The organism is Jatrophihabitans sp. GAS493 (assembly GCF_900230215.1).
Classification (GTDB): Bacteria; Actinomycetota; Actinomycetes; order Mycobacteriales; family Jatrophihabitantaceae; genus MT45.
This window is the reverse complement of the sequence record NZ_LT907982.1, coordinates 314,035-339,808: the sequence shown is the minus strand read 5'-3', so window position 1 is coordinate 339,808 and position 25,774 is coordinate 314,035. Positions and strand designations below refer to the sequence as shown.

Annotated in this window: 23 protein-coding genes; 10 read left to right on the top strand and 13 right to left on the bottom strand. The window is 66.1% G+C overall.

The window, feature by feature from the left end:
• Nucleotides 1-52: 52 nt before the first annotated feature.
• The 7 genes from CPH63_RS01515 to CPH63_RS01485 are packed head-to-tail and all read right to left on the bottom strand — an operon-like array spanning nt 53 to nt 6,915.
• A complete protein-coding gene (locus tag CPH63_RS01515; protein WP_172892138.1) occupies nt 53-2,086 on the bottom strand; it encodes a glycosyltransferase family 39 protein in 2,034 nt (677 codons plus the stop codon).
• The gene (locus CPH63_RS01510; protein WP_096301264.1) at nt 2,083-3,306 is read right to left on the bottom strand and encodes a bifunctional glycosyltransferase family 2/GtrA family protein; all 1,224 of its coding nucleotides are present in this window, start codon (nt 3,304-3,306) and stop codon (nt 2,083-2,085) included. The genes CPH63_RS01515 and CPH63_RS01510 overlap by 4 nt, the downstream gene beginning before the upstream one ends.
• Nucleotides 3,307-3,340: 34 nt before the next feature.
• A complete protein-coding gene (locus CPH63_RS01505; RefSeq protein ID WP_096301263.1) occupies nt 3,341-3,610 on the bottom strand; it encodes a ferredoxin in 270 nt (89 codons plus the stop codon).
• Entirely contained in the window at nt 3,607-4,881 is a 1,275-nt protein-coding gene (locus CPH63_RS01500) for an NADH-ubiquinone oxidoreductase-F iron-sulfur binding region domain-containing protein (RefSeq protein ID WP_096301262.1), read from the bottom strand. The genes CPH63_RS01505 and CPH63_RS01500 overlap by 4 nt, the downstream gene beginning before the upstream one ends.
• Nucleotides 4,878-5,471 (bottom strand): hypothetical protein, encoded by a 594-nt coding sequence (locus tag CPH63_RS01495; protein WP_096301261.1) that lies wholly within the window; start codon nt 5,469-5,471, stop codon nt 4,878-4,880. The genes CPH63_RS01500 and CPH63_RS01495 overlap by 4 nt, the downstream gene beginning before the upstream one ends.
• Nucleotides 5,468-6,514 carry an FAD:protein FMN transferase gene (locus CPH63_RS01490; RefSeq protein WP_096301260.1) on the bottom strand — a complete coding sequence of 349 codons (1,047 nt, stop codon included), beginning with the start codon at nt 6,512-6,514 and terminating at the stop codon, nt 5,468-5,470. The genes CPH63_RS01495 and CPH63_RS01490 overlap by 4 nt, the downstream gene beginning before the upstream one ends.
• A gap of 5 nt (nt 6,515-6,519) precedes the next feature.
• Nucleotides 6,520-6,915, bottom strand: coding sequence for a hypothetical protein (locus CPH63_RS01485; RefSeq protein ID WP_096301259.1), 396 nt, complete (start codon nt 6,913-6,915; stop codon nt 6,520-6,522).
• 246 nt (nt 6,916-7,161) lie between these two features.
• Here CPH63_RS01485 and CPH63_RS01480 point away from each other — a divergent pair, with 246 nt between their 5' ends.
• Nucleotides 7,162-9,297, top strand: coding sequence for an acyltransferase family protein (locus CPH63_RS01480; protein WP_096301258.1), 2,136 nt, complete (start codon nt 7,162-7,164; stop codon nt 9,295-9,297).
• A 6-nt stretch (nt 9,298-9,303) separates the two neighbouring features.
• On the opposite strand, the gene CPH63_RS01475 is transcribed toward CPH63_RS01480, so the two are convergent.
• Genes CPH63_RS01475 through CPH63_RS01465 form a run of 3 tightly spaced genes read right to left on the bottom strand, consistent with a single transcriptional unit; the run spans nt 9,304 to nt 11,846 of the window.
• Nucleotides 9,304-10,728: a HAMP domain-containing sensor histidine kinase gene (locus CPH63_RS01475; RefSeq protein WP_096301257.1), complete on the bottom strand. Its 1,425-nt coding sequence runs from the start codon at nt 10,726-10,728 to the stop codon at nt 9,304-9,306.
• Complete coding sequence (locus CPH63_RS01470; RefSeq protein ID WP_096301256.1) at nt 10,725-11,420, bottom strand: response regulator transcription factor; 696 nt, start codon at nt 11,418-11,420, stop codon at nt 10,725-10,727. The genes CPH63_RS01475 and CPH63_RS01470 overlap by 4 nt, the downstream gene beginning before the upstream one ends.
• 6 nt (nt 11,421-11,426) lie before the next feature.
• On the bottom strand, nt 11,427-11,846 hold the full coding sequence (locus CPH63_RS01465; protein WP_096301255.1) for a PLD nuclease N-terminal domain-containing protein: 420 nt from the start codon (nt 11,844-11,846) through the stop codon (nt 11,427-11,429).
• A 43-nt stretch (nt 11,847-11,889) separates the two neighbouring features.
• Here CPH63_RS01465 and CPH63_RS01460 point away from each other — a divergent pair, with 43 nt between their 5' ends.
• The 4 genes from CPH63_RS01460 to CPH63_RS01445 are packed head-to-tail and all read left to right on the top strand — an operon-like array spanning nt 11,890 to nt 15,443.
• On the top strand, nt 11,890-13,383 hold the full coding sequence (locus CPH63_RS01460) for a menaquinone biosynthesis decarboxylase (RefSeq protein ID WP_096301254.1): 1,494 nt from the start codon (nt 11,890-11,892) through the stop codon (nt 13,381-13,383).
• Entirely contained in the window at nt 13,380-14,300 is a 921-nt protein-coding gene (gene mqnP / locus CPH63_RS01455; protein ID WP_096301253.1) for a menaquinone biosynthesis prenyltransferase MqnP, read from the top strand. The genes CPH63_RS01460 and mqnP overlap by 4 nt, the downstream gene beginning before the upstream one ends.
• Nucleotides 14,301-14,302: 2 nt before the next feature.
• Entirely contained in the window at nt 14,303-14,971 is a 669-nt protein-coding gene (locus CPH63_RS01450; RefSeq protein WP_096301252.1) for a UbiX family flavin prenyltransferase, read from the top strand.
• Nucleotides 14,972-14,981: 10 nt separating this feature from the next.
• A complete protein-coding gene (locus CPH63_RS01445) occupies nt 14,982-15,443 on the top strand; it encodes an Lrp/AsnC family transcriptional regulator (RefSeq protein WP_096301251.1) in 462 nt (153 codons plus the stop codon).
• A 23-nt stretch (nt 15,444-15,466) separates the two neighbouring features.
• Here the strand turns inward: CPH63_RS01445 and CPH63_RS01440 are convergent, their stop codons facing one another.
• From CPH63_RS01440 to CPH63_RS01430, 3 genes are all read right to left on the bottom strand, one after another.
• The gene (locus tag CPH63_RS01440; protein WP_096301250.1) at nt 15,467-16,516 is read right to left on the bottom strand and encodes a methyltransferase domain-containing protein; all 1,050 of its coding nucleotides are present in this window, start codon (nt 16,514-16,516) and stop codon (nt 15,467-15,469) included.
• Nucleotides 16,517-16,720: 204 nt separating this feature from the next.
• Nucleotides 16,721-18,268, bottom strand: a complete 1,548-nt coding sequence (locus tag CPH63_RS01435) for a glycosyltransferase (protein WP_096301249.1) — start codon at nt 18,266-18,268, stop codon at nt 16,721-16,723.
• Nucleotides 18,265-18,663 carry a hypothetical protein gene (locus CPH63_RS01430; RefSeq protein WP_157749199.1) on the bottom strand — a complete coding sequence of 133 codons (399 nt, stop codon included), beginning with the start codon at nt 18,661-18,663 and terminating at the stop codon, nt 18,265-18,267. The genes CPH63_RS01435 and CPH63_RS01430 overlap by 4 nt, the downstream gene beginning before the upstream one ends.
• A gap of 254 nt (nt 18,664-18,917) precedes the next feature.
• Between CPH63_RS01430 and CPH63_RS01425 the strand changes: the two genes are divergently transcribed.
• From CPH63_RS01425 to CPH63_RS01405, 5 genes are all read left to right on the top strand, one after another.
• Nucleotides 18,918-19,934: a methyltransferase domain-containing protein gene (locus CPH63_RS01425; protein WP_096301247.1), complete on the top strand. Its 1,017-nt coding sequence runs from the start codon at nt 18,918-18,920 to the stop codon at nt 19,932-19,934.
• A 77-nt stretch (nt 19,935-20,011) separates the two neighbouring features.
• The gene (locus tag CPH63_RS01420; protein WP_096301246.1) at nt 20,012-21,001 is read left to right on the top strand and encodes a bifunctional 2-polyprenyl-6-hydroxyphenol methylase/3-demethylubiquinol 3-O-methyltransferase UbiG; all 990 of its coding nucleotides are present in this window, start codon (nt 20,012-20,014) and stop codon (nt 20,999-21,001) included.
• Nucleotides 21,002-21,114: 113 nt separating this feature from the next.
• A complete protein-coding gene (locus CPH63_RS01415) occupies nt 21,115-21,933 on the top strand; it encodes an ABC transporter permease (RefSeq protein ID WP_096301245.1) in 819 nt (272 codons plus the stop codon).
• Between the two features lie 4 nt (nt 21,934-21,937).
• A complete protein-coding gene (locus tag CPH63_RS01410; protein ID WP_096301244.1) occupies nt 21,938-23,158 on the top strand; it encodes an ABC transporter ATP-binding protein in 1,221 nt (406 codons plus the stop codon).
• Complete coding sequence (locus tag CPH63_RS01405; RefSeq protein WP_096301243.1) at nt 23,155-25,668, top strand: glycosyltransferase; 2,514 nt, start codon at nt 23,155-23,157, stop codon at nt 25,666-25,668. Before CPH63_RS01410 ends, CPH63_RS01405 begins: the two co-directional genes overlap by 4 nt.
• Nucleotides 25,669-25,774 lie beyond the last annotated feature (106 nt).

Sequence of the window (25,774 nt, the reverse complement as noted above, 5' to 3'; positions counted from 1 at the left end):
AACGTGCCGCTCTCCGCGCTGTATTCGGCCGGTTGATGGTCGATGAGACCGGTCACGACGTGACCGCCTTGGTCAGGTCGTAGACCGTGCTGCCGCCCACCGTGCTCGAGCTGAAGTTCGACTCGACCCAGCTGGTGATGCTGCTGCTTCCGCTCTGACCGCCACCGAAGCCACCGCCACCACCGCCGCCGGCGATGAAGTAGCGGATCTCGCCCTGGGCCACGAGTGCCTTGAACTGCTCCAGGGTGGGTGAGTTGTCGCTTCCGGTGAAGCCACCGATCGGCATCACGTCGGTGTCACTGTTGAGTTGCAGCGTCGCCGCGGTCTGCGAGCCGATGGTCGCCGCCGACCACTTGGTGCCGGCCGCCTTCAGCAGCGCGACGAGCGCCGAGTTCGAGCTGCTCGCCGCACCCGTGCCGCCCCCGGTCGCGGTGCCGCCGGCGGTCGAGCCACTGGTAGCGCCCGGCGCGCCGCTCGGTGGGGTGCCACCGTTGCCGGCAGGTCCACCCGTGCCGCCACCGAAACCGCCGCCGCCGGTGCCGCCGGTCGGGGCGCCACCGCCCCGTCCGCCGAAGCCACCGCCCCCGGAAGCACCGCCACCGAACCCACCACTTGCGGCCGGTCCCGCACTCGGCGTGGAGCCGGTATGCGCGGTGCTGGCGGTCGATACTGCGTAGGCCGCCGATCCGCCACCGAGGACGATCAGGCCGGCCACCAATCCGACGACCAGCGCTCGGCTCCACCGCTGCACCGGGATCAGCAGCGCCGCTACGGCGACGACGGTTGCCACCACCAGTAGGTAGGAGATCCAAGGGTGCCAGCTGGCGTCACGCTGCAGTAGTTCGTAGCCCCAGATGCCGGTGGCCAGGACACCGATCGCCATCGTCAGCCGGGCGTTCAGCTCCGCCCTCAACCGCCAGAGCGTCACCGACGCGATGGCGACGAGCGCCGCGATCGCCGGAGCGAGCTCGATCGTGTAGTACGAGTGGATCGTGCCACTGGCGAAGCTGAGCACGATGCCGGTCACCAGCAGCCAGCCGCCCCAGAGAATCATCGCGGCCCGGCTGTGGTCGGTGCGCGGAGCTCGTCGGGAGAGTGCCGAGACTGCGACCAATCCGATCAGCGCCGCCGGGAGCAACCACGAGATCTGCGTCCCCATCTCGCTGTTGAAGAGACGGAAGAGCCCGGTGCTGCCGCTGAAGTTGGCGCCGCCACCGTTGCCGGCGGATCCGCCGGTGATGCGTCCCAGGCCGTTGTAACCGAAGGCGAGTTCCAGCGCGCTGTTGTTGGTCGAACCGCCGATGTAGGGGCGACTACCGGCCGGCCAGAAGGCCACGATGGCGATCCACCACCCGGCGCTGGCCAACAGCGCCCCACCGGCGGCCAGCAGCTGCAGCAGACGCCGTCGCAGTGACGTCGGGGCGGCTACCAGATACATGACGGCGAAGCCCGGAATCACCGTAAAACCCTGCAGGCTCTTGGTGAGGAAGGCGAAACCCAGAGCCACGCCGCAGAGCAGCAGCCAGCGGGTGCGAGTCGAATCCATCGCCCGGGTGACGCAGTAGGCCGCGGCGACGATCAGCAGGGTGAGCATGGCGTCCGGGTTGTTGAAGCGGAACATCAGCACCGCCACCGGGGTGAGCGCGAAGAGCGTCCCGGCGATGAAGCCGGCGGTGGTCCCGAACCAACGCTTGACGGTGAGGTAGAGCAATCCCACCGCAGCCACACCCATCAGCGCTTCGGGAACCAGCATGCTCCAGGAATTGAAGCCGAAGATGCGTCCGGCGAGCTCCATCGGCCAGAGTGATGCCGGGGGCTTGTCGACGGTGATCGAGTTGCCCCAGTCGGAGGATCCGAAGAGGAACGCCTTCCAGCTCTTGGTGCCGGCCTGGACGGCTGAGGCGTAGAACTCGTTCGCGTAGCCGGAGGCGCCGAGGTTCCAGATGTACAGGACGGCGGTGGCGATCAGCAGGGCGGCGACCCCGAGGCGGCGCCGAACCGGCGATTCAGCCTTGATTGTCGGCGAGTTCTCATCCCCGGGTGGTGGTATGACCACGTCAGAGGAGGAGTCGAGAAGTGTGGTCACGCCATTTCCTTTCGGGTGAAGACCCACATGCGAAACAGCACGAATCGCAGCACGGTCGCGGCCAGGTTGGCCATAAGCAGGACGAAGAGTTCGGTCGCGCGTCCGGCGTTCGGAGCGACGACGGAGAGCAGGTGCAGGCAGCCGCTGGTCAGAGCTAGACCGAGCGCGAAGACGAGCAGCCCCTGAAGTTGGTGCCGGGCCGCACCGGAGCCGCGGACGCCGAAGGTGAAGCGCCGGTTGGCCGAGGTGTTGGCGATCGCGGTCACCAGCAGGGCGAGCAGGTTGGCCGGCTGCGCTCCCAGCGGGCCCCGCAGCACGAGAAAGAGCAGCAGGTAGGCCAGCGTCGATGCCACCCCGACGGCGGCGAAGCGCACCGTCTGGGTAGCCAGTGAGGCGGGAACACCGGCAACGGGAAGGGGATTGCGTCCGAGCTGCTGACGCAGATCACGCAGCGGCAGTGTGCCGCGACCGATTCCCCGCGCCATCCGGGCCACGCCCTTGAGGTCGGCGGCGGCGGTGGCGACGATGTCGACCCGGCTATCCGGATCGTCGACCCAGTCCACCGGCACCTCGGCGATCCGCAGCCCGCTGCGCTCGGCGAGCACGAGCAGTTCGGTGTCGAAGAACCAGGCGGTGTCCTCGACGTGCGGCAGCAGCGCCTGGGCGGCCTCGGTCCGCAATGCTTTGAAGCCGCACTGGGCGTCACTGAACTGAGCCTGCAGGGTGGTGCGCAGGATCAGGTTGTAGCTGCGCGAGATGAACTCCCGCTTCGGGCCGCGGATGACCCGGGCTGAGCGGGCCAGCCGGCTGCCGATCGCCATGTCGCTGTGTCCGGACAGCAGCGGGGCGACGAGCGGCAGCAGGCCGTCCAGGTCGGTGGAGAGGTCGACATCCATGTAGGCCACGACTCGGGCCGTGCTGGCCGACCAGGTCTGCTTGAGCGCACGGCCCCGACCCTTCTGTTCGAGGTGCACGGCCTGCACGTGGTCCAGCTCGTAGGTGAGGTCGATCGCGCACTGCCAGGTCGAGTCGGTGCTGGCGTTGTCGGCGATGGTGATCTGCCAGCTGAACGGGAAGGCGTCGGTAGCCAGGTAGGCCGCCAGGCGGCGAACGCTGCTCGGCAGGCTCGACTCCTCGTTGTAGACCGGAACGACGATCTCGACGTCCACCGTCCGGGTGGGGGCGCAGACGGCTGCCGGATAGCTCTGCAGCGTGGTCATCGTGGTCCCCCTGGGGAACGGCGGGCGGCTGGCTTCATCGGTATCTCCTTGTGGCGTCGTCGGTCTCCAGACGCAGGGCCAGCGACGGACAGAGCGAAACGATTCTGCGCAGCGTCCTAGCATCCCGCTGGATGATTGCTCCGGCATGGCCGCCGGCTGGGTTCAAGCTGTGAATGGGCAGCATTGGGTAACCCCACTCGTCGAGGGTGATGGCGCCGCCCGACAGTGCGGCGCAGAGACCGTGTCCGTCGCAGCGCGTCCAGTCGATGACGAGGCGCCGGCCTGCGCCGTTAGCCGGGTTCATAGCGGCAGCACCCCGGTCACCGGACGGCCGCAGCCACCGTTTCGCAGATGCGCGTCGCTCTCGTCGTGGAGGGCGTGCAGGGCCGAGACGACGAAGCGAGCGGTGCCGTCGGGATGGGCGCAGGCGCCGCGGCCGGTGACGCCCCGGGCGTGCCGCAGCGCCGCCTCGGCCCCCCGCTGGTCGCCGTGAGCGATGGCGGCGACGTCGGCGGCCAGAGCGGGCAGGCCGAACCGGCAGGGGCCGCACTGACGGGCCGACTGCTCGGCCAGCCAGTTGGTGACTCGCTGCAGTTCGCCGAGGGCGCAGGTCGTGTCGTCGACGGCGAGCACGACGCCGGCGCCGAGGGAGCCGCCGGCGGCGTGCACGCCTGCACGGGAGAGTCGAATGGAGCCGATCGGCTGGTGCCAGCTGCCGTGGTAGCCGCCGAGGATCACGCCCTGCAGGTGCTGGCTCGCACCGCTGGCGGCCAGCACGATGGATAGCGGCGTCCCGGTCGGGACCTCCAGCACGCCGGAGTGGGCTACTGAGCCTCCGACGGTGAGCAGCATCGTTCCGGGCTCGCTCTGGGCCCCGGTCTCGCCGAAGTGGTGGGAGCCCATCCGGGCCAGGATGGCAATCTGGGCGAAGGTCTCGACGTTGCTGGCCAGCGTCGGCGCTCCGGCCACGCCGGCCATCGTGGGCAGCACCCTGCGGCCGGTCGGGATGCCCGGGGCGGCGTTGAGCGTCTGCATCAGGGCACCGGCCTCGCCACCGACGAAGCCACTGCGGGTGGTCTGCACGCGGATCGAGGCCGCACGACCGTGCCGGCCGGTCATCGCCCGCCGCTCCGCGATCGCGGCGTTGAGTCGCTGGGCGGCCAGGGCGTCGTGGCAGGCGACGATGATCTCCCGCGCCCCGATGGCGTGAGCGGTGACGACGGCGCCGTCGAGCACCAGATGAGGCGTGCGGCGCATCAGCGCGCGGTCCTTCCAGCTGGCCGGCTCACTCTCGCTGCCGTTCACCACAACGACTGCGGCCGCCCCGGTGCGCAGCGAATTCACCTTATCGGCAAAGGGGAATCCAGCCCCGCCGCGTCCGGTGAGGTTGACCTGGCGGCAGGCGGAGACGAGCTGGATCCGGTCCAGCATCGGCAGCGGCCCGTGCAGCGCGGCGTGGTCGGCGAGTGAGATGCTCTCGAAGCGGTCGAGGCCGCGAAGCAGCCGCGGCGCGCCGATCGAGCTCACCGGTATCACTGAAGCGGCCGTCTCCGGCCGGGATGCGAGCAGCGTCATGATGCGAACTCCTTTACTTTTGTGGGGGAAACGACGAGGCGCGACGCAGCGGGGCGGCGGGGACGGGTGCGGTAGGCGAGCCGGGCGGCGAGGCAGAGGCCGACGGCGCTGACGCAGCCGAGGTAGAGCCAGCGGGTCCACGCCAGGTCGGAGTCACTGCCGATGGTGAAGCCGTGCAGGGCACTCACCGCCCAGGCCAGGTACGCGGTGACGTGGACTGCGCGCCAGCGCCGGATTGCGGCCGGAGATCGAGTCAATCGCCCGCGGGCAGCCCCGGTCGCCGCGACCAGCACGAAGAGGTAGCCGGCGATTGACCCCAGCCCGACCAGACCGGGCCGGTAGCTGGAGGCGAACGGGATCAGCGCGCCCAGCCACCCGACACCGGCGTAGGAGTCGGCGAGGATCGCCCCGATGTGCACGGCGATCAGGGCGAGCCCGGTGGTCGCGGCCGCGCGATGCAGGTACTGCACCAGCACCCGCGTCGAGGCCGTCCGGATCGGGGCCGAGACGAGGGCCCCGGCGGCAGTTGCGAGGGTGAGCATCACGAGGGCGGCCAGCCCCGCCCCGCGAGCGGTGTACCAGATCGTCATGACGCCACCCGGCGGTCGTCATCGGTGAGTGCGCTCGACTCCAGCGGCCAGCCCGGAGTCGTCTGCACGCCGCCGATGCGATCGACCAGACGAGCGGCGTAGCCATTGGCGACGAGCCACCCCAAGGCGTCGCTGCCCTTGACGATCGCCGCGGTGCTCGCGGTGTTGGCCTCCAGCGCGGACTCGGCGACCACGGTCACTGTCCGCCACGGCCCGTCGGCCGGAGCGCCGGTCCGTGGGTCGATGATGTGGTGCACCGGCACCCCGTGGTGCAGCCAGCGGCGCCGCATGGTCGTCGAGGTGGCCACTGCGCCGCGGTGCAGGGTGATGGCCTGCGAAGTCTGCCTGCCATCGCGGTCACCGGCGGCGCCGGTCTCGCTCACCTCGACGACCCAGCCGCCGTCCCGGTCGCCGGCGACGGCGATGTCGCCGCCGATCTCGACCAGAACGCCGGTGCGATAACGGATGGCGGCATCCCCGGCGGCCAGGTCGGCGGTGCGCGCCTTGGCGGTGGCCCCGAGATCAAGGGCGACATCGGCCGGCATCCGCAGTAGGCCGACTTCCCGGTTCAGGTTGACGTTGCGCCAGTCGTGAAGGCGCGAGCTCCCGCAATCGGTGGGCCGGGCGGCCGGTGCCGGCGGGGTGGCCACCGGCTCGATCCGGCCGCTGAGCGCGTCACGAGCGGTCGGGAGCTCGGTGATGTCGCGGTCATAGCCGATGTCGAGCAGCCCTGCGTGCACGGTCGGGTCAACGGCGCCGTCGGTGGCGAGTGAGGCATGCAGGGCGATGCCGATCAGGTCCGACAGCAGCCGCGGGACGAAGGTGGGGCGGCCGGCCTGCGCGTTGGCGACGGTCAGCGCCGAGTCGCTACGGAAACGACTGGCGGCGAGATCCACCCGGTTCAGCAGGGCATCGACGTCTTCGGCCACCCGGTGCAGCACCGACGGGTCTTCGACGACGACCCGGACGTCGCAGCTCCAGGCCCGGGTGCGGTAGGTGTTTCCCTGAAACTCGCGGATGATTCCCGGCTCCGTGGTCGTCATCCTGTTCACGACCCGTTCGACCGGGCGACTGGCGCCGCGGTGGCCGGGGCCACCGTGGCAACGGGAGTCGGGGTGGCGGTCGGCGTTGGAGTGGCGGTCGTCGTTGGAGTGGCGGTGGCGGAGTTGACGGCCGGAGTGGCGGCGGCGGTGGTGCCGGCCGACGTGGTCGCCGCCGAGCTCGTCGAGGTCGAGGAGCTGGAGGATGTCGTCGCGGTGCTCAGTGTGGGGACCGTCGTCGAGCTGGGGGTTGCCCCGGCGGCGACCCCGCTGATCAGGGCGACGGTGAGCGAGACGCCGGCGACGGTCACCCCGCCGACGGCCAGAGCTGAGCGGCGCAGCAGGCTCGAAGTCTGCGTGGTGGCAGTGCGTGAGCTGGTGGAGTTGCTGGTCGGCTGGTTCATAGCAATGACAATGCCGTCGCCAGGCTCACGCCAGCCTCAGCCCAAGGTCAAGCCTCTCTTAAGAGTGCAGATGCGCCCGCTGGGCGCCCAGACGAGATTCCGACTGTGGCCATCGGCGCCGTCGGCAGGCATGACCGCGGTGCCTCCGGTATTGTTCCTCTGGACTTGCACCGCCCCAGATCGTTCTTCGGGTGAGTCGCCGGCTCAGCGTCGAGAGATCTTCGATTGGATGTAGTAGGAGCGTGAGTGGTTCAGCGGCACCGTCCACGGGTTGCACCGTCTGCTTCTGAAGCCGTAGTCGCCCCGTCCGGTGGCCGTCAGCCACAGATACAAGCGCTGCGCGCGATCGCCGTCCTGTCGGTGATCTTCTACCATTTCTGGCCGCACAGCATGCCTGGTGGATACGCAGGCGTGGATGTCTTCTTCGTGATCTCCGGTTATCTGATGACCAAGTCGATTCTGCGGATCCGAGAAGACAGCGGTGCTCGACTAGGTGCGACCATGCGCGAGTTCTACGCCCGCAGGCTGACGCGCATCCTGCCGGCGGCGCTGGTCGTCCTCCTGCTTTGCGCGGTCATGGTCATGGCAACGTTGACGCTGGTCGTCTGGACCAAGAACCTCAAGGACATCCTGGCCAGCGCGTTGTTCGTCGAGAACTGGCAGTTGGCGGCCAACTCCACCGATTATCTCGGCTCGACCACCGGCAGTGCAGTGCAGCACTTCTGGTCACTGTCCGTTGAGGAACAGTTCTACGCCGTCTGGCCATTGGTGGTGTTCTTTGCAGCCGGCGGCAGTCCGAGGCTGACCCCACGCGGGCGCACGGTGCGATTGCTCGTCTGCTTTGGCGCGTTGACCACCTTGAGCCTGGTGTACTCGATCCACGAGACGGACGTGAATGCCAGCGTCGCCTATTTCAACACTGGCACTCGCTTCTGGGAGTTGTCCTGCGGGGCATTGACCTTCGTCGTCGGCCGGCAGATGACGATGAACCGCGCCGCTCAGGCGATCGCGGGGTGGATCGGGCTGGCCTTGATCGCCTACACGCTCGCCACCTTCAATGCCGTGACCCTATTCCCCGGCTGGCGGGCCTTGATACCGGTCGGTGGAGCGGCGCTTGTCATCCTCGCGTCGTCCTCCTCCGCGGCGTGGAGTCCGATCCGTTATCTCGCTGCGGGACCCGTGCAATGGATCGGCGACATCTCCTATTCGATGTATCTCATCCACTGGCCGTTGCTGATCCTCACCACCGGCGTCTTCGTGAACGGATCGGAGCTCAGCGGCGCGGCGAAAGTACTGTTGCTGCTGGTGATTCTCGGGCTGTCCTGGCTGATGAAGCGCTTCGTGGAGGACCGGTTCCGACGATCGAATGCCGCGCGGACCCGCGGCGGGCATCGGCGCCTGTCGCTCGCACCGGCCAGGGTGTGGATGCGGCGCCGCCGAACTCTCATGTTCATCGTCGCGGCGCAGGTCGCTGTGCTGCTCGTAGCCAGCGGTGGGCTTCGGCACTACGACCAGGTGATCGCCCGGAGCGGGCAGTCGAGTCAGCGATTTCTGGAGTCGACTACCGCGCAGGCGGCCTGTTTCGCCGCGATTTCGGAGCAACGAGCCAGCGCGGCTTGTCCTCAGGTAATTGATTCGACGGTGCTTGCCGCCGTACCCAGTCCGTTGACCGCGTCTCAGGACTGGCCCTATCGCAGTTGCCAGCACCCCACTTCGGCTGGCATGACGCGCTGCGACCTACTTAAGGGCTCTGGGCCGGTGATCGTTGCAGCAGGAGACTCTCACACCACTCAATGGCTCCCGGCAATCCTGCCGTGGGCCAGCGAACACCATATGACACTCATCACCTTCTTGCGCTCGGGTTGCCCGCTCATCCAGGGCGGATATGCCGGGCCGGTGTGTGAGGATTGGAATAAGCAGGTCTTGGACCAGATCCGCGATATCAAACCTGCGTACGTACTGACTTCCGCCCAGAGCACCGTCAGCGACGGATCAGCCAACAGTTCAGGTGAGTCGCTGATTCGCGGGTGGCAGGCGGTCGCCGCGCTCGGGCCGAAGATCATCGCGTTCCGCGACATCCCGCAACCCCACTTCGGCGGCGCCGGTGACCTCCCTATCTGCGTGACGACCAAGGCGTCGTTCAAGGCCTGCCAGTTCACTGAGGCTGACGGTCTCAGTCACGATCTCGTACCGAGTGCCGCCGAGGCCGTACCCGGCACCAGTACTATCGACCTGTCGGAATACTTCTGCCCGCATTCGATATGCCAGCCCGAGATTGACGGCATTCTGCTCTGGATCGATGGCTCTCATATGTCGAGCTACTTCTCCCGCGGCTTGGCCGAAGCTCTCCGGCCGAAGCTCGACCGCGCTATCCGGGAGTGACACCGTTCAGGCGGTGGCGGCGCGGACGTAGTGCAGGGTGATCGACGCGCCCCCGCTGGGCGAGCGGCCGATCTCCATCGACCCGCCACCGGCCTCCGCCGAGCGCCGTGCGATATCCAGGCCGAGGCCGGTCGAGCCGCGGTCACTGCGGCCGCGGACGGGAGCGTCGGCCGGCAGTCCCGGCCCGTCGTCGGCGATCACCAGCGCGGCCTCGTCGGCGCTGATGATCAGCTGCACCGAGAAGGAGGTGCCCTCCGGCGTGTGGGCGATGACGTTCTCCAGCAGCGCATCCACCGCCGCGGCCAGGTCCTCGGTGGATGCCCTGACAAAGACGGGCTGTTCTGGGATGTCGACGACGTGCGTGCGTCCCTGGTCCTCGGCCAGGGCCGACCAGAACTCGACCCGCTCGGCCACCACCGGGGTGAGGTTCGCCGAGGCTATCCGCCCCTCGCGCTGGGGCCGCCGGGCCGCCCGGATGACCGCCGTGAGGGTGCGTTCGAAGGCGCTGACATCCTCGCCGATCCGGTCGGCCTCCGCTGGATTCTGCAGCGATTCGGCGTCCAGACGCAGCGCGGTCAGCGGGGTTCGCAGCCGATGTGAGAGGTCGGCCACCGTCTCGCGCTCCTCGGCGATGAGGGCGTCGATCCGGTCGGCCAGGGCATTCAGCGCCACCCCGACCGCGGCGATCTCGCGCGGCCCGTCGGTGGGGGCGCGCGCGGTGAGGTCGCCGGCCCCGATGCGGTTGGCCGTCTGCGCGGTGTCGGTGAGTGGGCGCACGATGCGCCGGGTGAAGAGCTCGGCCACTCCGGCGCCGACCAGCAGTAGCAGGACGCCGACCCCGGCCAGCAGGGCCCACCATCGGTAGAAGCCGTTGTAGCGGTCGGCGTCGGAGATATAGACCTGCACCAGGTAGCGGCCGTCGGTGGTCGCCACCACCGTCGTCGCCACCTGCCCGGCGCCGGCCGGGCGCAGCTGAGCCTGCCCGTCACCTCCGCCGCCCGGGTCGCGATTGACCGGGGGGCCGCCGGGGAAGTTGCCATAGCCGCCGGAGGGGGTCGCGGTCGCCGAGCCCGGGGAACCGCTCGGGGTTGCGCTGAGCGTCGAGTTGGCCGCGACCGGCGGGCCCAGCTCCGCCCCGGCCGGCGGAGCCTCGCCGAGCACGGTGCCGTCAGGGAGGGTCACCGACGTCTTCAACGACGGGTTCTGGGCGTTGAGATTGTCCAGATAACTCTGCAAGGTCGCGGTATTGCGGGAACTGAAACGAATGTTGCGGGCCACGTCGTTGGCCTGGGTAACCGCCGCCTGCCCGGCCCGGGCGCCGACCGAGGAGCGGATGAGAATGGCCAGCGGCACCGCGGCGCAGACCAGCACCAGCGCGATCACGCCGACGACGAGCAGCAGGATGCGCCGCCGCATGGTGGAGCCGGTCACGGCGAGCTGTCGGGTCCGGCGGCGACCAGACGGACCCCGACGCCCCGCACACTGTGGATGAAGCGGGGCTGCGCAGCCGTCTCGCCGAGCTTGCGGCGCAGCCAGGAGAGATGCACGTCCACCGTCCGGTCCGACCCGCCCCAGGCCAGCTGCCACACCTCGGAGAGGAGTTCCCGCTTGGTCACCACCTCGCCCGGGCGGCGGGCCAGCACCAGCAGCAGGTCGTACTCCTTGCGGGCCAGGTCCACCACCTTGCCGTCGACGCTGACCTCGTGGCTGAGCGTGTCGATCACCAGATCACCCAGCTGCAGCACCGAATCCTCTTCGGTCTTTCCGCTTCGGCGAAGTACCGCCCGCACCCGCGCGGTGATCTGGCTCGCGGTGAAGGGCTTGATCACGTAGTCATCGGCGCCGAGGTCCAGCAGCCGGACGATCTCGTTCTCGTCGTCGCGGGCGGTGGCGATGATGACGGGCACGTCGCTCACCGCGCGGAGCATGGAGAGGACGTCGGCACCGTCCACGTCGGGCAGCCCGAGGTCCAGCAGCACCACCTCGGGGCGCTGTTCGACGGTGGCCGAGAGGGCGGCGATGCCGGTGTCGACGGCGGTCACCGCGTGCCCCAGCTCGCGCAGCGCGCGCACCAGGGCGGTGCGAATGGCAAAGTCGTCCTCGACCAGCAGGATCTGCGACACAGGGCGCTACTCGCTGCTCGCCGAGCCGCCCGCCGAGCCTGGGTTACCGTCGCCACGGCGCAGGTCCTCATCGATCTTGCGCAGGAAATCGACGTCGTCGTCCGGGGCGATGCCACGCGGTGAGTCCATCGGTGAGCTGCGCTTACGCAGCGTCGGCGGCACGAAGGAGGCGGGGCTCGGGCCGGCTGCGGTCGCCGCACCCCCGCGGCCTCGGGTCGCGCCACCGACGCCGGCTACCGAGTACGGGCGCCCGAAGACGAACCAGAGCACCGAGCCGACCACCGAGAAGAGGAGCACGATCAAGACCCAGACGGCCTTGGGCAGGAGCCGGATTCGCTCGGCCGGGGCCGTGATCGAGTCGATCACCGCATAGATCCAGATGAGCAGACCGATGAGGCTGAAGATGCCACCGAGGCGTACGAGCATGCGTCAAGAGTAGGACTTTTTGCGGGTGAGGATAATCAACCCGGTGAGCTTCGCTGATCTGCAGGACTTCCTGACCGCCCTGGAACGTGACTCCGACCTGGCCCGGGTGTCGACTCCGGTCGATCCGCACCTGGAGGTGACGGCGATTGTGCAGCGGGTCGTCCGCGAGCAGGGGCCGGCGCTGCTCTTCGAAAATCCGACCCGGGGCAGCATGCCGCTGGCGATCAACCTCTTCGGCACGCACCGTCGAATGGCCAAGGCGCTCGGCGTCGACTCCCTGGACGAGCTGGGGCAGCGGATCGCTGAACTGCTGAAGCCCGAGCTGCCCCACGGCATCAGCGGGCTGCGCGACGCGCTGGGGAAGGTCGGCCAGCTACGGGCCGCTCCGCCGCGGCGGGTCAAGGCCGCCCCGGCGCAGGAGATCGTGCTGCGCGGCAAGGACGTCGATCTGAACATGCTCCCCGGGATTCTCTCCTGGCCCGATGACGGCGGGGTCTTTCTCAACCTCGGGCTCACCCACACCAAGCACCCGGAGACCGGCGCCCGCAACCTCGGCATGTACCGGCTGCAGCAGCACGATGCCCAGACCGTCGGGCTGCACTGGCAGATCCACAAAGACTCCACCTCGCACGCGGCGATCGCCGAGCGGCGGGGCGAGCGACTGCCGGTGGCGATCGCCTTCGGCTGCCCGCCCGCGGTGACCTACGCCGCCTCCGCGCCGCTGCCGTCGGATATCGACGAGTACCTCTTCGCCGGCTTCCTCGGCCAGCAGCGGGTCGAGCTGGTGGACTGCCTGGACGTCCCGCTGCAGGTGCCGGCGGCGTCCCAGGTGGTGCTGGAGGGGTGGGTCGAGCCCGGCAAGAGGCTGCCCGAGGGGCCCTTCGGCGACCACACCGGTTTCTACACCCCGGTCGAGCCGTTTCCGTTCATGCACGTCGAGACTATGACGATGCGCAGCAAGCCGATCTACCAGTCGATCATCGTCGGCCGGCCGCCGCAGGAGGACGGGCCGATGGGGAAGGCCACCGAGCGCATCTTCCTGCCGCTGATCAAGATGACCGTCCCCGAGATCGTCGACTACGACCTACCGGTGGCTGGGGTCTTCCACAACTGCTGCATCGTCTCGATCGACAAGCGCTTCCCCAAGCACGCGCAGAAGGTGATGAATGCGATCTGGGGGGCCGGGCTGCTGTCACTGTCGAAGCTGATCGTGGTGGTGGACGCCGACTGCGACGTGCACGACTACAACGAGGTGGCCTGGCGGGCCTTCGGCAACGTCGACTACGCCCACGACGTGCTGCACAGTGTGGGCCCGGTGGATCACCTCGACCATGCCGCCTACGAGCAGTTCTTCGGCGGAAAGCTGGGGATCGACGCCACCCGCAAACTCGCCACCGAGGGGTACCGGCGCGATGGGGGATGGCCTGACGAGTGCGTGCTCGACGCCGACACCCTCACCGCGGTCGAGGCACGCTGGGCGTCGCTGCGGATCGGGCGGGGCGTCGGGGAGCAGGGCGTCGGGGAGAGCACTCGATGAGCGACTCGCAGGTGGAGCTCGCGCAGACTCCGGAGCCGGAGAACCGCAATAAAATAAAGGACTTCCTCCGGCTTGTGATGATCGAGCATTCGGTCTTCGCGCTGCCCTTCGCCTACATCGCCGCGCTCACCGCGATGTGGCAGGAGACCGGCACCGTGCACTGGGGCGAGCTGGTGCTGATCACCATCGCGATGGTCTCGGCCCGCACGGTGGCGATGAGCGCCAACCGCATCCTGGACCGGCACTACGACGCGCTCAATCCCCGTACCGCCAAGCGGGAACTGGTCACCGGAGTGGTGAGCGTGCGCACCGCCTGGACCGGCAGCGTGATCGCTCTCGTGGTCTTCCTGGCCAGCGCGGCGGCCCTCTCCTGGCTCTGTCTGCTGCTGGCGCCGGTGGCCATCTTCCTGCTGGTGCTCTACTCGTTCGGAAAGCGCTTCACCGACTATCCGCAGGCGCTGCTGGCGCTGGCCCAATTCGTGGCGCCGGTCGGGGCCTGGATCGCGGTCACCGGTTCGGCCTCCTGGGCCGCGTGCGCGCTGGGAATCGCGGTCGGCACCTGGATCGGCGGCTTCGACCTGATCTACGCCTGCCAGGACGTCGAGTCCGACCTGCGCAGTGGAGTTCGCTCGGTGCCGGCCCGCTTCGGCGTCGGTACGGCGCTGGCCGCCTCGTCGGTGGTGCACGTCTTCACCGTGGCCGGTTTCGTCTGGTTCGGGGCGGCGGCCGGGATGGGCGTGCTCTGGTACGTCGGGGTGGCGATCACCGCGGGCATCTTGATCTACGAGCACGCGATCGTGAAGGCCGCCGACCTGTCCCGGGTGAATCGAGCGTTCTTCACCGCCAACGGGGTCATCGGTATCGGCCTGTTCGTCTTCGCCCTCGCCGATCTGATCGTCAATGGCTTAGGTGTTTAGCCATGTCGTCTGAGAGCCCGCGGCGTCCTTGGGTCGTCGGCGTCTCCGGGGCGTCCGGGACGCCTTACGCCAGGGCCGTACTCACCGGGCTGCTCGACGCCGGCGAGGAGGTCGACCTGGTGGTCTCCCGGGCCGCCCGCCTCACCCTCATCGACGAGGTCGGGCTGAGCTTCCGTGACGCCTACTGGCAGGACGATCTGGGCAGCTGGCTGGGGCGTGACACCCAGGGCGTGCGCTACTGGTCGGCCGCCGACCTGGGGGCGGGTCCGGCCAGCGGGTCGTACCTGACCCGGGGGATGGTGGTGGTTCCGGCCAGCACCGCCGCCGTCGCCGGGATCGCCATCGGTCTCTCCAAGGACCTGCTGCAGCGGGCCGCGGACGTCACGCTGAAGGAGCGGCGCCCGCTGGTGATCGTGCCCCGGGAGACCCCGTACACCCGGTCGACGCTGCAGCACCTGCTCACCCTGCACGACGCCGGTGCCATCCTGCTCCCGGCCAGCCCCGGCTTCTACGGCGCCCCGCAGAGCGTCCAGCAGCTGGTCGACTTCATCGCGGCGAAGGTCCTCGACGCCATCGGGGTGGAGCACGATCTGATCACCCGCTGGTCCGGTGAACTCGGCGCGGCGCGCCGGGATCACGGGGATTCAGCGTCGGCCGGGGCGAGGAAATAGGCTCACGGTTGTGGATACGACCGACCGGCAACTCCTGGACGCGCTGCGCAGCAATGCCCGCGCGACCTACGCCGAGCTGGCCCGGGTCGTCGGTCTCTCCGCACCGGCGGTGCACGAGCGGGTCTCGAAGCTGGAGAGCAACGGGGTGATCACCGGCTACCACGCCGCCGTCGCGCCGGAGTCGCTCGGCTATTCGATGAGCGCGCTCATCGGGGTGAACATGTCGGACAACGCGAACGTCGATGCCATCGCCAGCGCCCTCTCCGATGTGGTTCAGGTCGAGGACCTCTGGCTCGTGGCCGGCGACGAGTCCTACATCGCCAAGGTGCGGGTAGCCGACATCGGCGGCCTCGGGGTGGCGATGCGGGCGGTCAATGACGTCCCTGGTGTCCGCAGTACCAAGACCACCGTCGTGATCGAGACGAAGTTCGAGGGACGCGTGCAGTCGGCCGACACGGCGAACGGTCAGTAGGCGACGAACTGGAGGCGGCCCGGTCAGTGCCGGCGGAGCAGTCCCTTGGCGCGACGCAGAGCAAGCAGGACGCTTCTCTTCCGCTCAATCAGCCGCCTCTCCTTGTCGCTGACCTCCATCTGGCTGTCGTCCGCCAAAGGTTCGGCGGCCGCTGAACCTTCAGGCGTGCTGTCGTCCTCAAGGCCGAAGCCGTGTGCGCGGGCAACTTCGGCCGGATCCAGATCCGTCCACGTCTGGACGCCGGCCTTCCGCGCCGAGATCATCTCTTGTGGGCTCAGTGCGCGGGGGATTCGCCGAAGCAAAACCGGGAACTCGTGATCGCAGAATTCCGTGTTGGCCACACTCTCGACCACGAACGGCATGTCGCCGAGGCGGCTCAAGGTCGCGAGTTGACGCACGATCGTCTCGGGTGTGAAGAGCCAGACGTGGCTGTCGACGTACTGACCGGTCAAGCTCAAGTTGGCCTGTGCTTGCGCGAACTCCTCCTCTGAACAGACGGCTTCGGGATCAGGAGGCGTGCCCTGCCAGATCGCGGCCGCGTTCACAGTCACAACCGAACTGAAATGGTCGAACACAGCGCGCACGGAGGGTATCTGGTCACGGTCGTGATGCGCCTGAAGCATCTGGCCGACCGTGGTTCGCGGCCTACAGGCATCGAAGGTGAACCGGCAATCCGGCACGACGAGCAGCAGCAGCCCGTTGTCGACGAGTAGCTCGCCGATCTCGCCGAGCCAGCCGATCAGGTCGGGGACGTGTTCAGCAACATGCGAGGCGACTGCCCAGTCGAACGGCCCCGCGTCCCCGACCGCCTCCACGAGCGTCTGCGGACCATTCTCGGTCATGATGACGAAGTCGGGGTCGACGATGTCGTCCTCGCGGACGTTCGGGTCGTGCTTGTAGCGACTGCGAAGCTCGTCGCCGTCGTAGATGTCTACGAATCGGATGTTCGGGAACTCCCGTGGAACCAATGGCTGGAACAGTGGTCCGATCTCGAGACCGTCTCCGCTGGTCACGTCGATCATCGAAAGCAGACGCTTCGCGCGTGGATTCTCAATCACTGCACTGGTGGTCACGGGTCACTCCTTCGCTGCCTGGTCGCGGCCACGGCGCGATCGTCGACTCAGGCTACGAGCGAGAATACCCGCTGGAGTACCTGATTCGAGCGGCTAGGCCTAGTCGGCGCCAGCCCAGTATCAAGTGATTCTGGCCGGCCTGCGCCCATGTTTACCGGACACTTCTCGAAGTTGTATCGAGCGGAGCGCCCCTCGACCGGCCATCTACGGTGCGGCCGGAAGGTACGGATCGTCGGATGCTGTTCCCCAACGGGAATGCACCAACTCGCGCTCCCGTTGTTGGATCGCGGATTCGCGTGTCTGGGATTCGAAATGGTAGAGCTCCACCTGGGCTATGTAGAGAATCCGGTATCCCTGATGACGGATCTTGTACGACAGATCGACATCGTTGTAGTTGAGCGGCAGGAGTTCGGTGAGACCGCCGACTTCTTCGAATACCTCCCGCCGAAGGCCGGCGCAGGCCGCAGTGACCCCAGAGGCCTCGCGGTCGATGATGGTCTCGGCGAACGGTCCTACGGTGTCGGCGTCGTCGAGAATGAAGGGGTGACCGTAGTTTCCGCCCAGATAATGGTGTCCGACGTGTTGGATCTGATTGTTCGCGAAATAGAGCTTCGCTCCCGTCATACCAACGTCGTCGGATTCCAACGGGGCAAGCAGCGCCTCCAACCATCGATCTGAGCGGACCTGGACATCGTCATTGAGAAGCACGATGCGGTCACCGGTGGAGGCGACGAAACCGGCATTGATCTTGCGACTGAAATTGAACGGAGCATCGAAGGGGACGAGAACCAGGCGGTCGCCCGCAACGTCACGCAGCTCCGCGAGCACCGGCGCGGGGGTCGGTGCATCGTGGACGACTACGATCTCGATGTTGTCGTGGTCAGTCTTAGCTAGAACCGACCGCACTGCCTCCACAACGAACGTCCGGCGTTCTCCCCACACCAGTGCGCTGACCCCGATCGTCGGGATGATGATGCTGACTCGGCGCGCCGCCGGGAATCTGCGATCCACCCGGTAGGTACCCGGCAACTGATTGAGCTCGACGGTAGCGTCGATGCCCGCTCGGTCTAGCTGAGCCTGAACCGCCCTTCGACCGGCGTACCACTGGTCGGGCGTTGGGGCGTGCCGCTCGGACGAGTGATGGAAGAGTGCTCGCTGAACGTGATGCACCGTTCGTGCCTTTTCGCTAACCCGCAGGGTTAGGTCGTAGAGCTCCGCGCCTTGGAATTCGTCACGCAGACCTCCCAGATCGCGCACCAGGCTGCTCCGCAGAGCCGACAGCTCGCCGCAGTACCACTGCGACCTGAGACGCTCAGGCGACCACTCCGGCTTCTTGAAGGTTAGCGTTCCCTCGGGGCCCTGATAGTCCTCGTCGGTGTACAGAAGGTCGATAGTGGCGTCGACGGTCACCGCGGAGGCTAGGCAGGCGAGAGTCCCCGGGGCCAGCGCGCCTGCGCGGTCGAGGATGATCACGAACTCGCCAGACGCCGCCGCGATACCCAGGTTGGCGGCTCGGAGTGTGCTCGAGTCGCCGGGGTGGTCGATCACGACGACACGGTTGTCCCCAGAGAACTCCGGATCAAAATTCGATCGCGAGTCGTCCGCGCCAGCCACGACGATCAGTTCCCATTCCGCGAAGTCCTGATCGCGTAGAGACTTGATCAAGGCGGCGCGTGCTTGCGAATCGAAGCAGTCCGCGACCACGATCAGCGAGAAAAGCGGGGAATCCGGCGATTGCTGCGGTTCGTTCATTTCGTTGAACCGGGAGTGCCCCGTAACTTCGCCGCCGCGCTCGACGCGAATCTAGCCAGCCGCCAACTCCTCGACGCCCGAATCTGCGTTAACTCCCGCTGGAAGCCGTCCCTTTCCAGCTGCGCTTCTCGCCGCCCACGTTCTGCTTCATCGCGCTGCACTTCTGCCTCCGCCGCGCGTCGCGCGTCCGCCCGGACAGCGGCCTCGGCCTCGGCGCGTCGCAGCTCGGCCTCGGCAGCTCGGGCCTCGGCCGCCGACTGGAGCCGCGTGGCTTCCTGCGTCCGCTTCTCGCTTTGGGCAACCTGTGCCTCGGCCCCGATGGCATGATCGCGGAGCGTCAGGATCGTGTGTCTGAGTTCACGGACCTCTCGTTCAAGGTCGGTGTCGAGGGTCATGCGCACGAGTGTATCGACCGGCATGTCAATGGGCGCGCACCCAACTACATCTTAGTGCGTGGTGCGACGGACTGCCGGATTGGAGCTGGAGGGGCGAAGAACCTTGGTGGCCGGCGCAAAGTCAGGTCGCACGGGTCGGGACCGTTGCGGAACCGGATCGAGTGTGTACGCTCTGCTGACATGTATTGGATGGTGACTGACTTGCACGGACCACCTACCTTGCGCGAGCTACCTACGACCTGAGATGGGTGCCGATGACCGATCGACGTACCCGAGTCCTCCGCAGTCTGAACACCGAAACTGGTCGTGGCCTGGAGATCGGGCCGCTTCACACGCCTATCGCCACCAAAGACAAGACCAACGTTCTCTATGTGGACGTGCATCTGGCCCAGGGACTACGTGACTACTACGAATCGTGCGGTGGCGTGCCGCTTGACGAGATCGTCGATGTTGACTTTGCGCTGATCGAAGAGGGCAAGACGCGCAAGATATCCGAGGCCGTCGGCGATGCCGCGCCCTTCGACTGGGTCGTGGCCTCGCATGTCATCGAGCACGTGCCTGACGTCATCGGCTGGCTCGCCGACGTGAGCGAGATCCTCCGTGATGACGGAATCATCTCACTCGCCGTACCTGACCGCCGCTACTGCTTCGATGCCCGTCGGCCGCCGACCACTGTCGGTGACATGATGCTCGCCCGCCACCACGGTGATGCCCGTCCATCGGTGCGGGCGGTGTTCGACCACTACAGTTCCGCAGTGACGGTCACCCCTCGGGACACCTGGCGTCACGGGCCGCCCGGCCCGGAAGCGACGATTCATGATCTGGCCTACGCGCGAATGATGCTAGACCGGTCGACGAAGGACGAGTCCTACGTCGACTGCCATGTCTGGCTCTTCACGCCCATCACCTTCGTTCAGCAGATGCGGACGTTGGCCGACCTCGGCCTGTTCGACTACACGATCGAGTCGATCACCCCTACGGCCGTCGATGACATGGAGTTCTTCGTTACTCTTCGTCGCGTTCCCCGCAATCTGGATGAACCGGGCCGCCGGGCGCTCTTCGCTGAAGGCTTCCCCGAACCGGAAGAGAACGTGATCTCCGAGGAGCAACTGGCTGCCGAGAATGACGAGCCCACTGAACTCGGGGAGAGTTCGGTTCCGGACGGTCATGACCTCTTCTTGGTCAGTAACAAGGAGCAGCGTCTGATCGAAGGTAAGCGGGCTGCCCTGCTGCGCCTGCGCCGTCTGACGGCTCGGTTGCGCCGGAGCTAGCTCCGCCCGTTCCAGCGATTAGAATCGAGTTATTCCGGGATTAGCACGACGACGACTTAGCGAGAAGAGACAAGCCAGTGGCACTGTCCAAGTACGACATCGATGAGGAGCTCGTGAAGTGGCCCGGTTCGAGTCACACTTTCATGGTCGAACTGGTCGGGTCGAACAAGCGTGTGCTCGATGTGGGCTGTGACACGGGCTACCTAGGGACCGTGCTTCAGGCGTTGGGCAACAGGGTCTCCGGATTCGAGGTCGACCCGGTGACGGGAGAAGAGGCCGCGAAGCATCTGGATCGGGTTGTGATCGGTGACCTAGAGCGGACAGACCTGGTCGAGGAGTTCGGCGCCGGTAGCTTCGACGTCGTCATCTTCGGAGATGTTTTGGAGCATCTGCGCGACCCGCTGCCGGTGCTACGACAGGCAAGACCGTTGTTGGCTCCCGGTGGCAGCGTCATCATATCGACCCCGAATATTGCGCACGGCGATATCCGGATGGCGCTGCTGCAGGGGAAGTTCGACTACACGCGGGTGGGCATCCTTGACGACACACATACCCGATTCTTCACCCGGAAGACGCTGGTCCAGTTCCTCACCGACGCCGGGTTCGTCCTCACCGAACTGCGCCGCACTCAGGCTGAGCTCTTCGAGACCGAGGTCGCGATCGTCGAGTCCGAGATAGATCCGGCCGTCGTGGCGAAGCTGCGTGGCGATCCGGAGGCAACCACCTATCAGTTCGTGTTGCGGGCAGTGCCGGATGACGCAACTCGCCTTGACACCGAACAGGCGCTGCGTATCGACGACCTGTCGACCGAACTGCACAGTGCCAAGAAGGAACTGGTGGCGTTGCGTGCGGCCTTCGCTGAACTCAGCGAGCAGGAGGCGCTGGCCCGATCGGAGCTGCTCTCGTTGCAGGCGGTGCGGACCGAGGTCCAGCGCGCCCACGATCAAGCCGTCGCGGAGCGGGACGAGGTGCGCCAGCAGCTCCGTGCGGCCAACAAGCGATTGGCCAGCACGAGTGTGACGAGTCGGGCAGTGCGATCCCTGCGCCGCAAGATTCGTGGTTATTAGGTACCTGTGCGCAACAGTTCCTGTGGACGACCCAAGCAGACCGACCCGATCGCGTCGTCATCCAAGGTAGGCTGCACAGTCGTGACCAGCTACGTTGTCCGAGGGCTCGCTTCGTGACTGCTCTGACGGATCTGAAGTCCTCTGGCGATCTCATCCGCAATTTGACCCAACGCGAGATCAAGGGGAAGTACAAGCGCACGGCGCTTGGGCAGGTTTGGTCGCTCGTCAATCCGATCGCCTTGATGTTCACCTATTCGATCGTCTTCGGCACCATCATGCGGGGCAATCGTCCCCTACCTGGCGACCCGTCCGGGCTGGACTATTTTTTCCTCTGGCTCTCCTGCGGATTGCTCCCCTGGATCTTCGTTCTGAACGTACTGATGTCTGGAATGGGCTCGATCGTCGGCAACGCCAACCTGATTCAAAAGGTTTACTTCCCGCGCGAAGCGCTGGTTCTCTCGAATTCACTCGCGCTGCTGTTCACCTTCTGCTTCGAGATGACCGTGTTGGTGGTCGCCACTTTCCTCTTCGGTGGCGAGCCGTTTCTGTTCCTGCCCGTAACCATCGTCCTCATGGGTCTGCTCTTCCTGTTCGCCACCGGTATCGCATTCTTCTTGGCTGTGGCCAATGTGTTCTTCCGTGATACGCAGCATTTTGTCGCGATCCTTCTGAACCTCCTGTTCTACGCGGCCCCGATCGTTTACAGCATCACGCTGGCGCAAGCGCACCGCGCAGAACACCCGATTCTCGTCGGAGTGATCGAGTGGAACCCGATCACCAAGTTCGCCGAGGCGTTCCGGAACACGATCTACGACGGCCGCATGCCGGCGGTCGAGACCCTCGGCTACATCATCACGGTGTCCGTGATCCTGTTCGTCGCCGGCTACATGTTCTTCCGACGCCACACCGCTCGCATGGCCGAGGAGCTCTAGTCCCATGACGAACGACAACGCAATCGTGGTCGAAGACGTTTCCAAACGGTTCCGCCTGTATCGGGAGCGCAACCAATCGCTGAAGGCCGCACTCATGCGTGGTAAGCGGGCCCGCTTCGACGAGTTCTGGGCGCTGAAGGATGTTTCGTTCGAGATACCGACAGGTTCGACCTTCGGCCTGGTCGGGGAGAACGGGTCTGGTAAATCCACGCTACTGAAGTGCATAGCGAAGATCCTCACTCCCGACACCGGATCAATCCGTTCGGTCGGGAGTCTGGCGGCGTTGCTGGAACTCGGATCCGGGTTCCATCCCGAGATGTCCGGACGAGAGAACGTCTATCTCAACGGCGCAATCCTCGGTATGCGGAAGTCCGAGATCGAACGCAAGTTCGACGCGATCGTCGATTTCGCCGGAATTGAGACCTTCATCGATCAACCAGTCAAGAACTACTCCTCGGGCATGTATGTCCGTCTTGGGTTCTCGGTCGCGATCAACATTGATCCGGACGTTTTGTTGGTCGATGAGGTATTGGCCGTCGGCGATCAAATGTTCCAAGAGAAATGTATGGAGAAGTTCGCCGAATTTCGCCGGGCCGGAAAGACGGTTGTCATCGTGAGCCACGCGATGGGTTCGATGCGCACTCTCTGTGACAAGGTCGCCTGGCTCGAGCATGGCCGGTTGCTGGACGTCGGAGACGCCGGCGCGATCGTCGACAAGTACGTCGATGACGGCCATGAAGAACGCGTCGAACTCGAGACGGGTGCGACGCGCTGGGGCAGTGGCGAGGTGGTTCTTACCAACACCGAACTACTCGACGCAGAGGGTCGCGCGACTACTCGATTCTACCCGGGGGACAAAGTGACCCTGCGAACTCATTTCTCAACGACAGAGCCGATCGACAAGCCGGTCTTCGGATTTTCCATCGAGACACTCGAGGGCGTCTACGTGTGGGCCCACCACAGTCGCGACGGCAATATGGTGCCGGATAGGCTTGAGGGCGAAGGCTATGTGGACCTGGTCTTCGATTCGTTGCGATTGCAAGCGGGGACCTTCGACCTGAACGTCTCGGTCGCCGACTACACAACGACGCACACCTATGACTTTCTCCGCGGCGCGAAGCGATTCGACGTCCTCATGCGCGCACCGCACGAATCCGGCGGTCTGGTTGAGTTGGGCGGCCATTGGCAGCAGCCCCGATACGAAGGACCAAAGCAGACATTATGAGCATTCCGGCCTCGTCGTCCCCCGCCGTTCGCACGGGCGTGGTCTCCGTCGTCATCGTGAATTATCGCGGTCCGGCGGACACGAACGAGTGCCTTAGCCGTCTGGGCGACCTCAATTGGCCGACGGAACGGCTCGAAGTCATCGTCGTGGATAACAACTCCGGCGATGACAGCGTGCCGCTGATTCGTTCGGCGCACCCGGACATTCTGCTCATCGAGTCTGAGAAGAACACCGGATTCGCCGGCGGCTGCAATCTCGGCATCAAGCATGCGTCCGGTGAGTTCGTCGCGCTGATTAACAGTGACGCCAAACCCGATCGCGACTGGTTAAGCGAGGCGGTGCGGACCCTCTCCCTGGACCAGACGGTCGGTGCTGTCGCGTGCAAGGTTCTGGACTGGGACGGAACCCACGTCGACTACGTGGGCGGGAACGTCAACTTCCTTGGTCAGGGTTACAAGCTGGAGGCGGAGGAGCCGGACTCGCAGGCGTACAACACCCCGCGGGATGTGCTCTTCTCGACTGGCTCGGCGACCGTTTTCCGGACATCGGTCTTTCGTGAGGTCGGTGGCTTCGATGAACGCTTCTTCATGTTCTTCGAGGACGTAGATCTGGGCTGGCGCCTGAATATGCTCGGTTATCGAGTTCGGTATGTACCCACCTCGCTCGTCTACCACAAGCACCATGCGGCAATCGCGAAGTTTGCGAACTATCGTGAGCGCTACCTGTTGGAGCGCAATGGACTGCTCATGGTTTACAAGAACCTGGATGGCCCAGGGCTTGAACGGGCCCTCGCGCCGGCGCTGTTGATGACCCTGCACAATGCGATGCTGCTCGGGGGTGAGGACAACTCCGCCCTGGATCTTGAGGTCAATCCGGTAGGCGATGACGAGCCGAACCTCTCGGTCAACAAGCTCACCATGAGCGCCGTACACGCGATCGACTACCTCGCCACCAATCTTGAGGAGATCGAGGCCGAGCGCGTTGAGATCCAGAGCCGACGAGTGGTTAGCGACATGGCCATTCCGGGTCTGGTGAGCGGGTTGTTGCAATCCACCTATGGGCTGCCCGGCTTCCACCGACGCTGGCTGGCCGCGACTGAGATCTTCGGTCTCAACGACATGTGGGCCCGCCGTCGGCGGGTCGCCATCGTGACGGCGGACACCCTGGCTGATCGGATGGCCGGCCCGGCGATTCGCGCGCTTCACATCGCGGAGGAGCTGTCTCACGAGAACGACGTAAAGCTGGTGTCGACGACCCGCTGCGATCTGACTCGCGAAGGAATCGAGTGCCTCTTCGCGAATGATATGCAGCTCCGCCAGATCGTCGACTGGTGCGACATCGTCGTCTATCAGGGCTTTGTCGTCGCCGTGGCACCGTGGATTGCGGATACCGACAAGGTCCTTGTCGTGGACATCTACGACCCGATGCATCTAGAGCAGCTCGAACAAACCAAGAACGAGCCGGGTGATCGTGATGCGGTGATCGAGGGAACCACGAACGTTATCAATCGCGATCTTGCGCGAGGTGACTTCTTCATGTGCGCAAGCGAGGAGCAGAGGCACTTCTGGCTGGGGCAGCTTGCTGGAGTCGGACGTCTGAATCCACGCAATTACGACCGTGACTCGAGTCTTGCGTCGCTGCTAGCGGTCTGCCCGTTCGGGCTATCGGCCACCGACCCGATTCATACGCGCCCGGCGCTGCGCGGCGTGGTGCCCGGGATCTCGGTTACCGACAAGGTCATCATCTGGGCGGGTGGGGTCTACAACTGGTTCGACCCAATCACCCTCATCAAGGCCGTCGATCGGCTTCGACACGAGCACGCCGACGTCCGGCTCTTCTTCCTCGGGATGAAGCACCCGAACCCGAACGTGCCGGAGATGAGCATGGCCTGGGACGCCCGCACGCTCTCGGATGATTTGGGTCTGACCGGGAAGTTTGTATTCTTCAATGAGGACTGGGTCGATTACGACGACCGCCAGAACTACCTTCTGGAAGCTGATGTGGGCGTCAGTACGCACATGTTGCACGTCGAGACGACCTTCTCATTCCGCACCCGAATGCTCGACTACCTCTGGGCTGGCCTGCCGATGGTGGCTACGGGTGGCGATGCCTTCGGGCGGATGATTGTGGCCGAAGGTCTCGGTGTCGCTGTGGACGAGCGAGACGTAGACGGCTTGGCGGAGGCGCTGGAACGGGCGCTCTTCGACGAGGAGTTTGTGGCTGCCTGCCGAGCAAATGTGGCTCGCGTGCGGGTGAACTTCCACTGGGACCGCACGCTCGCACCGCTCGTACAGTTCTGCCGTCAAGCCAGTCGTGCAGCGGACTTCGGGATTGTTGCAGCCAAACGACGGGGGCTCACCCGATCGCCGTCGCTGAGTTCCGCAGGTCCTGTGGCTCGCAACCTCCATTACGCCCGCCAGCGGTACAGCGAGGGCGGGGTTCGCGGGATGGTGAACTTCGGGGTCGCCAAGGCTCGGCGGTTGGCCAAGTCCGGCGTCGACAAGGCGTAGGCCCCCGCGCCGTCGGCAGCTCATTCCGTGTGCGGGACCGCGCGTGAGCGGACCTGACCCCAGGCCGCGCGATCGGCGGTTTGAGATCGACGCTCGCGTGCTTGGC